The sequence below is a fragment of the Vibrio sp. QJM3NY_35 genome, assembly GCF_057785915.1.
In genome coordinates this window covers 1,240,299-1,255,702 of sequence record NZ_CM173508.1, presented here as the reverse complement: position 1 = coordinate 1,255,702, position 15,404 = coordinate 1,240,299, and the positions used below count along the sequence as shown (strand labels likewise).

Here is a 15,404-nt window from a genome sequence, read left to right as displayed (position 1 = left end):
ATTTTCAACAATCAAAGAATTCTTATGTGTAGTGGATTAGCTAATTTGGCCATAGAGTTAGAGCCCTGGGCATGAGGAAAAGTAAGTCAAACAGCAGGTATTTGAAACTAGGGTCAATCCCGTCCTGACACACTTTGGGGCAAAAGTGAGTTAACTCTAGCCTCGTTGACTCGAAGGTATACTAGACGAAGAAAGTATCGTTCGTGCTGATTTAACCAACATAAAAAACAAAAAAGCGAGCCACTTGGGCTCGCTTTTGAGTATTTAGTTTTAAGCTAAATTACAGAAGCTCTACCGATTGTTGAGCAATCACGAATTCTTCATTAGTTGGGATAACCATTGCTAATGCGTTTAGCATTTCAGACTTACCGATGATGCCTTCAGCACCAAAGCGAGCAGATTCGTTACCTTCTACATCTTCAACGAAACCTAGAATCTTAAGGTTGTTTAGGATTTCACGACGAATTGGTAGAGAGTTCTCGCCGATACCACCAGTGAAGATGATGCCGTCTAAAGAATCTAACGTTGCAAGGTAAGAAGCAATGTATTTTGATACGCGGTAAGTAAACACCTCAAACGCAAGCTTAGCGCCTTCATGGCCCTCTTCCATTGCTTCTAAGATGCCTCGAGCATCGCTCGTAAGACCAGACACGCCAAGGAAGCCAGACTCCTTGTTTAGAGAGTTGAAGACTTGCTCTTGTGACCAACCTTTCTTAAGTAGGTACTCGATGATGCCCGGGTCTAAGTCACCACAACGTGTGCCCATCATTAGGCCAGAAAGTGGTGTGAAGCCCATTGAAGTATCAACACTGTTACCGTCTTTGATTGCACATACAGATGCGCCATTACCTAGGTGAACAGAGATAAAGCTAGATTTTTCGATAGGCTTGTTAACCATCTTCGCAGCTTCACGGCTAACGAAGTAGTGGCTAGTACCGTGGAAACCGTAACGACGCACGCCGAAGTCTGTGTATAGCTCTTTTGCGATTGCACCAGTGAATGCACGTTGTGGCATTGTTTGGTGGAAAGCCGTATCAAATACAGCAAATTGAGGTAGAGAAGGGAAAGCTTCAATCGCAGCACGAATGCCGACAGCTCCTGCAGGGTTATGAAGTGGAGCTAGATCAGATAGGCTTTCAATTTCGTTCGTTACTTCTTCAGTAATACGAACGGTTTGAGTGAACTTCTCACCACCGTGAACGATACGATGACCGATAGCCACGATATCAGCAGTGAAGCCTAGATCTTCCATCAGGCCAACCAATTTGCCAATGGCAATTTTGTGGTGGTTATCTTCGCCTTGAATGGCAATTTCAGTTTTCTCGCCTTGATATTTCCAGCTCATACGAGCATCTTCAAGACCAAAACACTCCCCTAGGCCACTTAATACTGCTTCACCAGAAACAGAATCGATTACAGCAAATTTTAGGGATGAACTACCCGAGTTAATAATCAGAACAAACGAATTAGACATTGGATATGGATCCTGTTTCAGTACGAATTGGATGAAGTGTTTACTTCAATTTTAGTTAAGCTCATTATTCAATAATTTTTGAATCTTTCAACTTTTGTTTTGAAAAAATCACTAAATGAACACAATTAAGTTGATCTTAGTCATCAAATTATTTATTTCGAGAGCGAAATTAAAAAATAGTTGAATAAGAAAATTAATGAACAGGTGACGCAAACGAGTGCTCACATTATTTTTAACTTGATTCAGTTAATTAGAGCGACTCGAACAAATGCAGGTAATTCGCTTAAAAAACAACCGCCCTTCCCTTTCGTCTGCTTATCATTACCGATAACTTTTTGCTCGATTTCTCAATTGCTCAGTGCTTGAGTCAAAAAGCTCCCGGGAGTTGAGAATAGTGATCCGATCTCTTTTGATAGCCTTCGAGCACAACTCTACGAACAAATGCATTGTAATGTCGCTTAGATAGCCTTCACTCTTTGTTTTAGCATCTTGTAGCACGTTCTTTTAGTATAGGCTTAGAACGCGATACAGCTAAGTTTAGGCACTAACATTCGTTCTAGGCGCGATGCTTAGTTTCATGGACGAAGCATAGTTACAGGGACAAAGCTTGATTAAAGTAAGTTAGCTACGAATATCGAGCCAACCAAAGCTTAAGTTCAAATAGCAGGCACAAAAAAGCCGAGCATTACGCTCGACTTTTAAATTCAGTGTCTAGACTAAAGCGTCTAAGCGACAGGTTGATTAACCTTCGTTGCGCTCTGGACGACGACCACGGTTACCACCGCCATTGCCGTTACCATGGCCACGTTCGCCACGGAAGTTACCACGGTGATCGCCACCACGGTTACGGTCGAAACGACGTTCGCCATCACGTCCGCCAGCAGAGTTACCATCGCGAGCACCATCACGGTTGCCACGGTATCCACCACGACCGCCTTCACGGTTACCACCTTCGCGGTTGCCGCCTTCACGGTTACCACGGTAGCCGCCACCATCACGACCGCCACGGTTGCCACCACGGTTGCCATCACGACCGCCGCCGCCACGACGAGGCTCACGGAAGTCATTGAAATCAACAACTACAGCGCCAGCTTCTTTTTGACGAATGCGAAGTTTGCTTAGCTTACCAGCAGTTTCAGAGTTCATTGCTTTTGGCAGTTGAACGTAAGTAGAACCTTGGTCTAGCTTGATAGCACCGATAGAACCTTTAGTTAGGCCAAGTTCGTTTGCTAGTGCGCCAACGATGTCCTTAACCTGAACGCCTTGCTCACGGCCAACTTGTAGTTGGTAAGTATCCCAATCTTGAGTATTGAAGTTGCGACCACCACCGTCACGGCCGTTGTCACGATCTTCACGACGCTCTTTGCGACGGTTCTTATCACGCTCAATAGCAGCGATCATTGGGTCTTCGCCAACGTAGAATAGTGGGCTCTTACCTTGCTGACGCTTAAGAAGCATTGCAGCTAGAGTAGCAGCATCAACTTCTAGAGACTCTTGAAGAGTAGAGATAAGACCTGCAAAGTTTTCTAGTGCTTTGCTTTCTTTCTCAGTTTCAAGTTCAGCGCCAAGCTTAGCAACACGTGCAGCAGCAACTTGGTCACGTAGAGGAAGTTGGATTTCTTCCATTTGAGACTTAGTTACGCGCTCGATTGTGCGAAGCATACGAATTTGGTTAGTGCGAACTAGTAGGATCGCTTTACCTTTACGTCCAGCACGGCCAGTACGACCAATACGGTGGATGTAAGATTCAACATCGAATGGGATGTCGTAGTTGAATACGTGAGTGATACGTGGAACATCAAGACCACGAGCTACAACGTCAGTTGCAACTAGGATGTCGATAACACCTTGTTTGATGTGATCAACAGTACGCTCACGTAGAGACTGAGGAATATCACCGTGCAGTGCAGCAGCTTTGAAGCCACGTGCAGATAGCCAATCAGCTAGACGCTCAGTGTCTTGACGAGTACGTACGAATACGATTGACGCGTCAGTTTCTTCAGTTTCTAGAAGACGAGACATTGCTTCGTCTTTTTCTACGCCTTTAACAACCCAGAAGTTCTGCGCTACTTTATCAACTGTGTGGTTAGTACCAGCAACGTCAACTTTAGCCGGGTTACGTAGGTAACGGTCAACAATAGTCTTAACCATTGGAGGCATAGTTGCAGAGAAAAGTACACGTTGTGCAGATTCTGGAGCTTGCTCTAGGATCCAAGTAACGTCATCTACGAAGCCCATTTTCAGCATTTCATCTGCTTCATCAAGAACAAATGTGTGTGCTTCATCTAGGTGTAGACGGTCACGAGTTAGTAAGTCTTTAACACGACCTGGAGTACCAACAACAATGTGAGCACCGCGGCTTAGAGCACGCATTTGGTCAACAATTGAAGCACCACCGTAGATTTCAATAACTTTAAGACCTTTGATATCACGGCCAAGGTTTTTGATTTCCGCAGCAACTTGAATCGCTAGCTCACGAGTAGGAGCCATGATGATTGCTTGTGGTTTGTGTTGGTTCAGGTTGATTTTGTTAAGTAAAGGCAGAGAGAATGCTGCTGTTTTACCAGTACCAGTCTGTGCTTTACCTAGTGCGTCACGGCCTTCAAGAAGAAGAGGAATAGCTGCTGCTTGGATTGGAGTCGGAGAAACGAAACCCATGCTATCAAGAGCTGAAAGAATGTTATCGTTTAGGGCTAATTCATTAAATTGAATTACAGATTCGGACATTGGGATCCCACTATATATAAGTAAACAAAAGGTCCCGGGAGCTCTATCAATTCCAATACTGATCCAATCAGATACTGATTCCATTCAGAGTTACGAAGCAGTAATAAAACACTTCAAGCCATTAGGGACGTCTAAGGGAGGCGGATTATTCCCTAAATGCATAAAAAAAGCCAGAAAAAATTGAAATACATCACATATTTTTCGGTTTTATATCAATACTGGCTATCATATCGTCAAAACTTGATGAATATCTCGTCAGGGCGATAGAGTTCGACCAAATTGATAGAGTTAAATAAGAGGGCAATTAATTTACGCTCTCTTCGGCTTTAAGTAGTAATCGGGCCTCGCAATGATTATAGTGTGCTCAATTGTTCTCGTTAGATAAAAGTAAGATGTTTCAAGATAATCCTCTACTCGCTCAGCTCAAGCAGCAAATCCAAGAAACCCTCCCTAAAAAGGAAGGTACTATCAAAGCCACTGAAAAAGGCTTTGGTTTTCTCGAAGTTGATAGCAAAACAAGCTTCTTTATCCCACCTCCATACATGAAGAAATGTGTGCACGGTGACAAGGTGATTGCCATCATTCGCACAGAGAAAGAGCGCGAAGTAGCAGAGCCTGAGGAATTAGTAGAACAAGGTCTTACTCGCTTTATTGCGCGAGTTAAGCTTTTCAAAGGCCGATTGAACGTTGTTCCTGATCACCCGCAGCTCAAAAAACTGCAACTTAAAGCGAAAGCAATGAAGGGGCTAAACCCTGAAACGCTTAAAGAAGGTGACTGGGTTGTTGCTCATATCGTTCAACACCCATTAAAAGGTGATAATGGCTTCTTGGCTCAGATCTCTGAGAAAATCACAGATGCTGATGACAAGATCGCACCTTGGTGGGTAACGCTGGCACAAAACGACCTACCTAACAGCGAACCTGAAGGTATCGATGATTGGAAGATCAATGACGACGCCGATCTTGAACGTATCGACATGACACACGTCCCTTTTGTGACCATTGATGGTGAAAGCACAAAAGATATGGATGATGCGCTTTACGCGAAGAAGAAAGAGAACGGTGATTTTGAACTGACTATCGCGATTGCAGATCCTACCGCTTACATCTCTCCAGATGATGCGATGGATAAAGTGGCTCGCGAGCGCGGCTTCACTATCTACCTTCCTGGTCGCAACATCCCAATGTTGCCTCGAGATCTTGCTGACAACCTATGTTCACTGATCGAGAACGAAGTTCGTCCTGCACTTTGCTGTACAGTAACGGTATCTAAAGAAGGCGTTATCGGTGATGACATTAACTTCTTCGCTGCAAACATCAAATCTCATGCTCGTCTTGCTTACGACAACGTATCAGACTGGCTAGAGACAGGTACATCAGAGAAATGGCAACCATCAGAAGAGATTGCTGCAATTGTTTCTGATCTTCACCAATTTGCTCAAGCGCGTTCAGCATGGCGCTCAGCAAATGCTGTTGTGTTCCCAGATCGCCCTGACTACCGTTTTGAACTGAGCGAAGATAACGATGTTGTCGCTATCCACGCTGACATGCGTCGTAGCGCAAACAAGCTGGTTGAAGAATCAATGATCAGCGCGAACATCTGTGCGGGCCGAGTACTAAAAGAAAGCTTCAACCAAGGTGTGTTTAACTGCCACTCTGGCTTCAAGGCTGAGAAAGTCTCTGACGTTCTTGAACTGGTAAACCCGCAAGCGGAAACACCGTTCACTGAAGAGCAAATCGTTTCTCTAGAAGGTTTTGCTACTCTACGTCGTTGGTTAGGCTCTTTAGACAATAGCTACTACGACAACCGTATTCGTAAATTCCAAGCGTACAGCGAGATCAGCAATGAGCCTGCTCCGCACTACGCGATGGGTTTAGATATTTACGCAACTTGGACTTCTCCAATCCGTAAATACGGCGACATGATTAACCACCGTATGCTGAAAGCACACATCCTAGGTAAAGCGCCGATTCAAACACCAGATGAAACTATCGGTGATGAACTTGCCCTGCACCGCCGTCACCACGGCATGGCTGAGCGTAATGTTGGCGATTGGTTGTATGCTCGCACTCTAGCCAATGCTCCAGCAGAAGAAACTCGTTTCCAAGCTGAGATTTTCGATATTAACCGTGCAGGTATGCGTGTACGTTTACTTGAAAATGGTGCTGCTGCATTTATCCCTGGATCTCTCATTCTTAATAATAAAGAAAGAATAGAGTGCAACGGTGATATGGGTACTGTATCTATCGATAAAGAAATGGTATACAAACTGGGAGACGTTTTAGAAGTAGTTCTCTCAGAAGTTAATCAGGAAAACCGTAACTTAGTAGCAAAACCTACTCAAGTATTTGCGGACTTGCCTAGCGAGCCTGAAACGACAAACGAAACCGAAGCTTAAAGGCTTTAACAGCTACAGCTACAGCTTTCAAAGTTACGGCTTTCAAGGTCAAAAGCTTCAAGGTTCACTTCTAAAGGCGCTAATTATTAGCGCCTTTTTTGTAAATGTCTCATGCTTAAACAATACTTAAAAAAAACAATCAATAAGCAATCAATAAGCAATCAATTTACAACGTCAAAGAAGCTCACTATGTCATCAATCACAGTTACTCAGTTCAGAAACTTCATTCCCAGGAGACGAGAACGTTATCCTGCCTCTAAAAACGGTATCTTTATGGTATCGAAAGGCAGCATTTCTTTTGTGTTACCCAATGGTACTCAACCCTCGTTGCAAGCCGGAGATTTCACCCTTTACAATTCTGGTCAGATTAAAGACATCACGGTTAACACTGAAAATGGCGAATTCAGCGCAACTTGCTTAGATTTTGATTTGGCTATCTTTCAGAAGTTCATTAATCAGTTCAGCGATTTAGAATCCGCTCTAATCCCAGACAAGTACATTAAGTTCAATCAAACAGATACTGAGCTCTGTCAGTTGAAAGATCTCATCATGTCACTCGCCAACTCTTCTTCTCAGAATGACTACGCACTCACTCAATTAGGTTTAAGTTTGCTGTCTTTGATGGTGGAACAGTACCCTGCTCTATTGGCTATTATTGCTCGAGCTTCAAGGTTAACCGTGACCCAAAGAGTCATTCATTACATCGAGCAAAACATTGAAAACAATATCTCTTTGGATACGCTCGCCAGTTACATGGGAATGTCACCGGCTACGCTTAAACGTCGCTTATCGGCTGAAGATCTGTCGTTCTCAAACTTATTAAAGATAAAACGTATTGCTCATGCGGCCACTCAGCTAAGAACATCGGATAAGTCGATCACTCAAATCGCGTATGAGTCAGGCTTTAAAAGTGCCGCTCACTTCAGCACGGCCTTTAAAACATATCACGGCAAAACACCAAAAGACTTCCGATCGTTAGTGGCACAAGCACAACTGCAAAGTGTAAAGCCGCAAGTTTAAACAAACAAAGCAATAGATTGACGTGAACGTCTTAGTTGGGAACTGGTGTAAACCAAGTGGCTTCAATATTAAGCCACTTGGATGTGAGATGAGATCATTTGTTTTTTTGGATTCAGTGGTTGAGTTTTGAAACTCATTGATTCGGCTTTGGGGTTCAGGGGTTTAGCTTTGATAACAGGCCACCAGCAAACGTGAAAACAGAGAGACTATGACCAGAAGTACGATTTAGGGTCTTTTTCTATTTCCGCTAAAATAGCATCAAGATCCTTCGATTTAGGCAGGTACGGATAAGGTCCCCAATTCACAGAGTCGGTTTCGACATCCCCTTCAAGTGGCACCATCACTAACCAACAAGATAACGACTCATCAAAAGTTACACAGGCGATCTCGTTTGTATAATCGCTATGAGATGAGTCGAGCAGATAATGCGCCTGAGAAAACAGCACACCACCCTCACACTCTTCATATAGGGATTTGCCTAGCTCGACAGGTAAACTGCGATTTCGAGATGTACAGAGCCTCTCAGCCCCAATTAAAAGACGATTCAGTTCGATATGAATGACGGACATAACACCCCTTGTAACTTCATAGAAACTTCTAAGTAGTGAATTCCTCTACTTAGCTTAGGACTCAACAAACATTTTAGCGAACAAGCGCAAACAAAATACCCGCCCTGCTCCCAGAAACGAATCCTGCTTTCGAAAACCCAGAAAGCTCTCACTCAACAAGCTAACAGTTATACATCGAGCGTATAGAATTTCACAAAAGTGTCATATAACCGACCTATCATATGCGGCAAATGTTATTAACTAGGAGTTGTTTATGTTACGAGTCGCGCTTGCCTCTCTTTTATCCTTAGCCCTGTCTTCTCATGCTGCTTTTGCACAAGAAACCACCATTTCGGGCTCCACTTCAGTATCACGAGTGATGGATGTATTAGCTGAGGAGTACAACAAGACTCACCCTGATAACTATATTGCGGTTCAGGGCATTGGTTCTACAGCAGGTATTACCATGGTTAATAAAGGTGTCTCTGACATCGGTATGAGCTCGCGTTATTTAACCGACCGCGAACAAGACGAGAAGTTGAAGGTATTTCCAATTGCCTTTGACGGCCTAGCTGTCGTAACTAACCGCTCAAACGCTGTAAGCAACGTTACACGTGAGCAGCTGTTCGATATCTACAAAGGCAAAATCACGAACTGGAAAGCTGTGGGTGGCGCAGATCAGCCTATCGCAGTTGTCACTCGCGAAGCGTCTTCTGGTTCCCGCTACAGCTTCGAAAGCTTGCTTGGTTTAACGAAAATCATTAATGACCGTCTAGTGTCTGACATCAACCCAAATAACTTGGTTGTAAACAGCAACAGCATGGTTAAAACGATTGTTAACCATAACCCGCACGCGATTGGTTTTATCTCTGTTGGTTCGATCGACCGTTCGATTAAAGCAATTACATTTGAAGGCGTAGAGCCAACATCTAAGAACATTGCTAACCACAGCTATGAATTGGCTCGCCCATTCTTGTTGCTGCATAAGACAGACTCAGTTTCTGACGAGAGCAAAGACTTCATCAAGTTCGTGAAGTCAAAGCAAGGGCGAGACCTTATCGAAGAGTACGGCTACACTCGCATTAAATAAGTGAGTGAGTTTTATCTTATGAAAAAAAAGAGAGAGCATTAAGCTCTCTCTTTTTTTTGGAATCTATAGAGTTCGTTTAGAAGTGAAGTTGAATCACGGAAACGATCACAGCGCCAGGGCGACGAACCCCTTCGATTTCTACGCGGATTTCGCGTTCAATCTCTAAACCTTTTTTAATTGGCGTTACTTTTGTCAACTTGCTCTTAGCGCGGACGTTACTGCCCGACTTTACAGGGTATGGGAAGCGAACTTGGTTAAGACCAATGTTTACAACCATCTTAGCTGTTGGGAATTGAGATTTATCAGGATCAACACTGTCAGTCAGTCGTGGAAGCAAAGACAACGTTAAAAAACCATGTGCGATGGTTGTTTTGAACGGAGAGTCTGTTTCTGCCTTAGAAGGCTCAGTATGAATCCACTGCATATCTTCAGTTACAAGGCCAAACTGATTAATACGTTCTTGACTTACGTTGATCCAGTCACCAGTATGAATAACCTCACCGATCTGCTGATTGAGTTCATCAAACACAAGTTGAGCTTCTGGCTTAAGTAAGATCGGCTGTTCAACCGGCATCTCTGGTGCATCTTCATTGACAGCGGGTTTGTGGTGATCACGAACCCACGCAAAGAAATGACTATTTTGCGTACGATTAAGAAAGTCGCCCCAGTAATCTCTAAGAGCTGGAGACATCCATTGCATAAACTCTGAGTGTTGCGAAGACACGCTATCGCCTCGGTGTTTAAATAAATCAATGACTTTCATAAGAACCTCAATGCACATAAAATTTCAATATAACTTCGTAATTTTGAAGCACTTCACACTATTGTGCAAATATTTTCGAGCATACACTCGTTAGCTGAACCATGATATTTTATTAATAAACAGTAGCTTAATAATAAAACATCATTTTATTACAAAACCCAAATTAGAGTGTTAGCTCCATCACACAATAAAGATTTGAGTATATAAAAAGCGTTTTTATTCACAAGTGGAATAAAAAAAGGCTTAGCACAATGCTAAGCCTTCGTTTTTATGAGGGGTTAGTTTACGAAAAATAAGTTTACAGAGAATTAAATTCCCTATTCGTCATCAAGCGGAACTAACTTGGTATTACCACCGTGTGCTTTCTCTCGCTTACGTTGTATGAATGCATAGAAGCCAGGAATTAGGAACGTACCGGCCAGTAACACACATAACAGACCACCAATCAGTGAAATACCCAACGAGTTCTGACTCACATGACCTGCGCCCGCAGCGAAGATTAGCGGAAAGATACCTAGTATGAATGACCAAGACGTCATGTTCACAGCACGGAAACGTAGCGTACCGCCCTTCACAGCTGCATCTTCGATTGATGTATTTTTCTCTTCACGCTCGACTTTTGCGAATTCCACAATCAAAATTGCGTTCTTCGCGGCCAAGGCTATCAAGAGCACCAAACCAATTTGTGCATAAAGGTTTAGCGGTGTACCAGTCAAGTTCAGAGCTAAGAAGGAACCTAAGGTTGCAACCGGCACAACTAAGATAATCGCAATCGGTATTGTCCAACTCTCGTACTGAGCCACCATAAACAAATAGATGAAGATCAGTGCCAGTGCGAACGCAAAGATCGCTTGGTTGCCTGCCAGTACTTCTTGGTAAGCCATGCCTGTCCATTCGTACTGATAACCCTGAGGTAAGACGTCAGCGGCCACACGCTCCATTGCTGCAATCGCATCACCACTTGAATAACCCGGTGCAGGTTGCCCTTGAATCACCGCACTGCGGTACATGTTGTAACGCCATGCTACATCAGGTTCAAAGATCTGATCGTAAGTCACCAAAGTACTTAGCGGAATCATTTCACCGTTAGAAGAGCGTACGTGGAATCGTTGTAGGTCATCCATGCTGCTACGGTGTTCACTGTCAGCTTGCATGGTTACACGGAAGTTCTTACCAAACATGGTTAAATCGTTCACGTAAAGCGAACCAAGATTACCTTGTAAAGTCTGGAATATTTCCGATAGCGGGATACCTAATTGTTGCGCTTTCTCGCGGTCGATGTCGACATAGTAGTGAGGAACGTTGGCACGGAACGTACTGAATGTGTGTGAAATCTCAGGCTGTTTTGTCGCCTCAGCAATCAAGTCATTCATTACCATCGCCAGATCAGTACGGCTACGGCCTAATGTGTCTTCAAGAACAAATTCGAAACCAGAAGCAGCACCCATACCCGGAACCGCAGGAGGCCCCATTGCAAAGACGATAGCTTGAGGAAGTTCAGTGGCTGCTCGACCGTTAATACGCTGCGAGATCGCTTGAGCTGAGTGCTCGCCATCTAACGCATTACGCATATCCCAATCATGCAGTTTGATAAATAACGACGCACCATTCGACGCAGAAGCGCCAGTCATGAAAGCATAACCATTAACTAAAGTAACACCATCAACACCAGGCTCTTGCTCGACCATTTCAAGTAATTGCTCAGTCACCTCTTCTGTACGCGACAAAGACGCAGCATCTGGCAATTGAACGTTAACTAGCAAAATGCCTTTATCTTCTTGAGGAACGAACGCCGTTGATGTTGTTTTCGAGAAGTAAGTAACGGCAGCCAAAGCAACGACGAAGAAAGTGAACAGTAGAACGCCTTTCTTAACTAAGAAGCCAGCAATTTGGCCGTACTTGTTAGTTGCGGATTCCAAACCGCGGTTAAACGCTTGGTACCAACGAGCCGAGTTACCCCCCCCTTGTTTAAGAACCAATGAACACAGCGCCGGAGACAAAGTCAGTGCGTTAATCGACGAGATAACAACCGCTATACAGATAGTCAGAGCGAACTGACGGTACATAATACCGGTAATGCCTGGCAGCATCGCTACTGGGATGAATACCGCTAATAGAACCAAGGTCGAGGTAACAATCGGGCCCGTCACTTCTTTCATCGCGATAAGCGTTGCTTTACGAGGTGAGATAGTTGGGTCTTTAGCCATCGTCGTGTCGACGTTTTCGATAACCAAAATCGCATCATCTACTACGATACCGATCGCCAATATCAAACCAAACAAGGTTACCGTGTTGATGGTAAAGCCTGTCATCTGCATGATGGCAAACGTACCGATCAACGATACCGGAATTGCAACCACTGGAATCAGTGTTGCACGCGCACTGCCCAAGAACAGGTAAGTAACCGCAATAACCAGCAAGATAGCTTCGATCAGTGTTTTCACTACGCCTTTAATCGACTCGGCAACGAACAAGGTGGTGTCATAACTCGCTTCGTAAGCAACGCCTTCAGGGAAGTTTTTGCTTAGGTTATCCAGCATCGTCATTACCGCTTTACCACTTTCCAACGCGTTAGCGTCTGACTGAAGTGACAGCGTTACGATTGAAGCATCTTGACCACGATATTTACCGTTACTATCGTAGAACTTCTTACCAAGTTCAACACGGGCAACATCTTTTAGATAAACCGTTGAGCCATCTTGGCTTGCACGAAGTACAACGTTCTCAAACTCATCTGCAGTTTCGAGACGACCTTTGGTCACCAAGTTAAACTGAACTTCTTGAGGGTTAGCATAAGGCGCAGCGCCTATACGACCAGCTGCCACTTGAACGTTTTGCTCCGCCAACGCAGCATGGACATCTGATGTCGTTAGGTTCAAGTTGGCCATTTTTTCTGGGTCGAGCCAAACACGCATCGAGTATTCACCACCACCCAATACGTTCACCTCACTAATCCCAGAAACACGTGCTAACTGGTCTTTGATATTCAGGTTTACATAGTTGATCAGGAATTGGTCGTCGTACTCACCATTTGGCGAATAGAAGTTCAATACCATTAATAGGTCAGGCGAACGCTTCTTAACCGTAACGCCCACCATTCTTACTTCTTGAGGAAGTTTGGATTCTATCTGGGCGACACGGTTTTGTACGTTAACCTGAGCCATATCTGGGTCAGTACCAACATCAAACGTCACGTTAAGGTTGTAAGAACCATCGTTCGCGCTTTTCGAAGACATGTAGATCATATCTTCTACCCCGTTGACCGATGTCTCTATCGGGTCGGCAATCGCTTGTTCTACTACCTCTGCACTTGCACCTGTGTAGTAAGCCATAACGCTTACAGAAGGTGGGCTAATTTTTGGATATTCAGCCACAGGCAGAATAGAGAGCGAGATCGCACCTGCCAGCGTTAATATAATGGATATAACAAGGGCGAATTTAGGCCTTTGTATAAAGAAACGACTTAACATAAATAGCCCCCTTACTCAGCTTGTTCAGCAGAAGCTTGAATACGAACAGACATACCATTACGCACACGCTGTAGGCCTTGAGTGATGACCGCGTCGTTTTTCTCTAATCCAGAATGAACAATCACGCCACCTTCAATCTGACGACCCATCTCGATGTTTCTGCGCTCAGCAACAGGTTCAGCTTCGCTTTCAACCAATACCATCACGAAGTCACCTTCGAGGTCGGTTTGCACTGCGCGACGAGGAATAGTCACAACATCAATAGATTGTTTCTCACGTAGATCAACGCGAACGTGTTGGCCTGGAAGTAGTTGCTGATTCGGGTTATCGGCAATCGCACGCATCGCGATCGTACCAGTATTGAGGTTTATACGGTTGCCTAAGAAGTCAAGCTGACCTAGATGTTCGAACGCTTCACCGTTCTCAAGCATGATCTGAACTTCAACACCTGCAGAGTCGCTGCTGCCGTCGCCTTCGATGCGATCCATACCCAGCTCAATACGCTCACGCTCACTGATGCTGAACGATGCGTGGATTGGATCTAGGCTAACCAAAGTCGTCAGCACACCTGAAGACGGTGAAACCAGATCACCTGTGCTCACTTTGGTGTCACTAATACGGCCAGAGAAAGGCGCGATGATTTTGGTATGAGAAAGTTGAACATTCGCAGCATTTAGCTGTGCTTGGCTTGCTTCAAGCTGAGCTTGAGAACCTAACAAGTTTGCGGTTAATGCATCAAATTCAGATTGAGAGATACTGCCTTTCGGGAGTAGATTTTTACCACGATTAAAATCAAGCTCAGCTTTTTTAAGGTTCGCGTTCGCTTGAGCAACAGACGCTTTTGCGCTTGCTACTTCGGCTTCAAACGAAGAAGGTTCAATCGAGTAAAGTAATTGACCCTTTTCAACCATTTGACCTTCATTGAAATGACGGCTTTGTAGGTAGCCAGAAACCTGCGCTGTGATAGCCGTGTCTTCAACGGCTTCAATACGACCGATATACGACTTACTTTGCTGGTGAGAAACAACGCTAACATCCTGTACAGCTACGAGAGGTAGAGGCGCTTGCTTGGCATTTTGAGCATCTTGCCCACATCCAGCAAGAATAAGAGAGCTTGCAAGAGCCGTAAGGATCAACTTTTTACGCATGGTTATACCGTCACTTATTAGTATTTGAACAGCATAAAATTTACGTAACACACTCGTTACCATTGTCCGAGGAATATCAATTATAACTAGCTAAAGTGTATCAATATGTTAATTGAAACCAAGTGCTTATAAAGTGATTACAAACACGCTACAATTCCTAAGTAAATCAATCTCTCAGCTTTTGTTCTCTATGGATATTGTCTAACATAATGTATTGTCAGGCAGATAAGCATTCACATTTAATTGTTAAGGAATTTTCATGATTTCAAAATGGGCTAAACGTTTCTATCAAATGGCGGAATTGGTCGGTTCTTGGAGTAAAGATCCTTCAACTCAAGTCGGCGCCGTAATCACTAAGCACAACCGTATTGTTTCCGTTGGTTTTAATGGCTACCCACATGGCGTGTCTGATAGTGCGGATACTGATGACAGAGAGATGAAGTACCTCAAGACACTTCACGCTGAAGAAAATGCGATCTTATTCGCCAAGCGTGATTTGGACAGTTGTGAGATCTGGGTGACGCATTTCCCTTGTCCAAACTGTGCAGCAAAAATCATCCAAACAGGTATTTCAGCAGTACATTGCCCAGAGCAAAGTGAAGATTTCCTTTCTCGCTGGGGCGACAAGATTAAAGTTAGCCAAGATATGTTTGAGCAAGCTGGTGTACAAGTGGATTGGTTACCACTCGCTGATCTAGACTAAACTAATAGATAGCAAGAACAAAAAGCCGAGAGTCGATAGTATCGCTCTCGGCTTTCTTATGT

At 44.1% G+C, this 15,404-nt stretch carries 10 protein-coding genes; 4 read left to right on the top strand and 6 right to left on the bottom strand.

Translation table 11 applies throughout. From position 1 onward, the window contains the following. Positions 1-280 precede the first annotated feature (280 nt). Positions 281-1,474, bottom strand: coding sequence for an acetate/propionate family kinase (locus AC3CH3_RS20945; protein WP_488538312.1), 1,194 nt, complete (start codon positions 1,472-1,474; stop codon positions 281-283). Between the two features lie 741 nt (positions 1,475-2,215). After that, positions 2,216-4,201 carry a DEAD/DEAH box helicase gene (locus AC3CH3_RS20940; RefSeq protein WP_017059498.1) on the bottom strand — a complete coding sequence of 662 codons (1,986 nt, stop codon included), beginning with the start codon at positions 4,199-4,201 and terminating at the stop codon, positions 2,216-2,218. A gap of 392 nt (positions 4,202-4,593) precedes the next feature. On the opposite strand from AC3CH3_RS20940, the gene rnb reads away from it, so the two are divergent. Then, positions 4,594-6,600 (top strand): exoribonuclease II, encoded by a 2,007-nt coding sequence (rnb, locus tag AC3CH3_RS20935; RefSeq protein WP_488538311.1) that lies wholly within the window; start codon positions 4,594-4,596, stop codon positions 6,598-6,600. A 189-nt stretch (positions 6,601-6,789) separates the two neighbouring features. Continuing rightward, the gene (locus AC3CH3_RS20930; RefSeq protein WP_488538310.1) at positions 6,790-7,620 is read left to right on the top strand and encodes a helix-turn-helix domain-containing protein; all 831 of its coding nucleotides are present in this window, start codon (positions 6,790-6,792) and stop codon (positions 7,618-7,620) included. A gap of 206 nt (positions 7,621-7,826) precedes the next feature. Here the strand turns inward: AC3CH3_RS20930 and AC3CH3_RS20925 are convergent, their stop codons facing one another. Then, positions 7,827-8,189, bottom strand: a complete 363-nt coding sequence (locus AC3CH3_RS20925; RefSeq protein ID WP_019826408.1) for a DUF3024 domain-containing protein — start codon at positions 8,187-8,189, stop codon at positions 7,827-7,829. Between the two features lie 253 nt (positions 8,190-8,442). Between AC3CH3_RS20925 and AC3CH3_RS20920 the strand changes: the two genes are divergently transcribed. After that, positions 8,443-9,258 (top strand): phosphate ABC transporter substrate-binding protein, encoded by an 816-nt coding sequence (locus tag AC3CH3_RS20920; RefSeq protein WP_488538309.1) that lies wholly within the window; start codon positions 8,443-8,445, stop codon positions 9,256-9,258. A gap of 76 nt (positions 9,259-9,334) precedes the next feature. Here the strand turns inward: AC3CH3_RS20920 and AC3CH3_RS20915 are convergent, their stop codons facing one another. From AC3CH3_RS20915 to AC3CH3_RS20905, 3 genes are all read right to left on the bottom strand, one after another. Continuing rightward, positions 9,335-10,021 carry a MaoC family dehydratase gene (locus AC3CH3_RS20915; RefSeq protein ID WP_488538308.1) on the bottom strand — a complete coding sequence of 229 codons (687 nt, stop codon included), beginning with the start codon at positions 10,019-10,021 and terminating at the stop codon, positions 9,335-9,337. Between the two features lie 317 nt (positions 10,022-10,338). After that, positions 10,339-13,491 carry an efflux RND transporter permease subunit gene (locus AC3CH3_RS20910; protein WP_488538307.1) on the bottom strand — a complete coding sequence of 1,051 codons (3,153 nt, stop codon included), beginning with the start codon at positions 13,489-13,491 and terminating at the stop codon, positions 10,339-10,341. Between the two features lie 11 nt (positions 13,492-13,502). Continuing rightward, entirely contained in the window at positions 13,503-14,639 is a 1,137-nt protein-coding gene (locus AC3CH3_RS20905; protein WP_029405640.1) for an efflux RND transporter periplasmic adaptor subunit, read from the bottom strand. A gap of 259 nt (positions 14,640-14,898) precedes the next feature. Here AC3CH3_RS20905 and AC3CH3_RS20900 point away from each other — a divergent pair, with 259 nt between their 5' ends. Beyond that, on the top strand, positions 14,899-15,342 hold the full coding sequence (locus AC3CH3_RS20900; protein WP_004737813.1) for a dCMP deaminase family protein: 444 nt from the start codon (positions 14,899-14,901) through the stop codon (positions 15,340-15,342). Positions 15,343-15,404: the final 62 nt, after the last annotated feature.

What these genes read in the sequence shown, in the direction of transcription:
- AC3CH3_RS20900 (WP_004737813.1), top strand. Translation starts at nt 14,899, where the DNA reads ATGATTTCAAAATGGGCTAAACGTTTCTATCAAATGGCGGAATTGGTC.
- AC3CH3_RS20915 (WP_488538308.1), bottom strand. Translation starts at nt 10,021, where the DNA reads ATGAAAGTCATTGATTTATTTAAACACCGAGGCGATAGCGTGTCTTCG.
- AC3CH3_RS20925 (WP_019826408.1), bottom strand. Translation starts at nt 8,189, where the DNA reads ATGTCCGTCATTCATATCGAACTGAATCGTCTTTTAATTGGGGCTGAG.
- AC3CH3_RS20940 (WP_017059498.1), bottom strand. Translation starts at nt 4,201, where the DNA reads ATGTCCGAATCTGTAATTCAATTTAATGAATTAGCCCTAAACGATAAC.
- AC3CH3_RS20920 (WP_488538309.1), top strand. Translation starts at nt 8,443, where the DNA reads ATGTTACGAGTCGCGCTTGCCTCTCTTTTATCCTTAGCCCTGTCTTCT.
- AC3CH3_RS20945 (WP_488538312.1), bottom strand. Translation starts at nt 1,474, where the DNA reads ATGTCTAATTCGTTTGTTCTGATTATTAACTCGGGTAGTTCATCCCTA.
- rnb (WP_488538311.1), top strand. Translation starts at nt 4,594, where the DNA reads ATGTTTCAAGATAATCCTCTACTCGCTCAGCTCAAGCAGCAAATCCAA.
- AC3CH3_RS20930 (WP_488538310.1), top strand. Translation starts at nt 6,790, where the DNA reads ATGTCATCAATCACAGTTACTCAGTTCAGAAACTTCATTCCCAGGAGA.
- AC3CH3_RS20910 (WP_488538307.1), bottom strand. Translation starts at nt 13,491, where the DNA reads ATGTTAAGTCGTTTCTTTATACAAAGGCCTAAATTCGCCCTTGTTATA.
- AC3CH3_RS20905 (WP_029405640.1), bottom strand. Translation starts at nt 14,639, where the DNA reads ATGCGTAAAAAGTTGATCCTTACGGCTCTTGCAAGCTCTCTTATTCTT.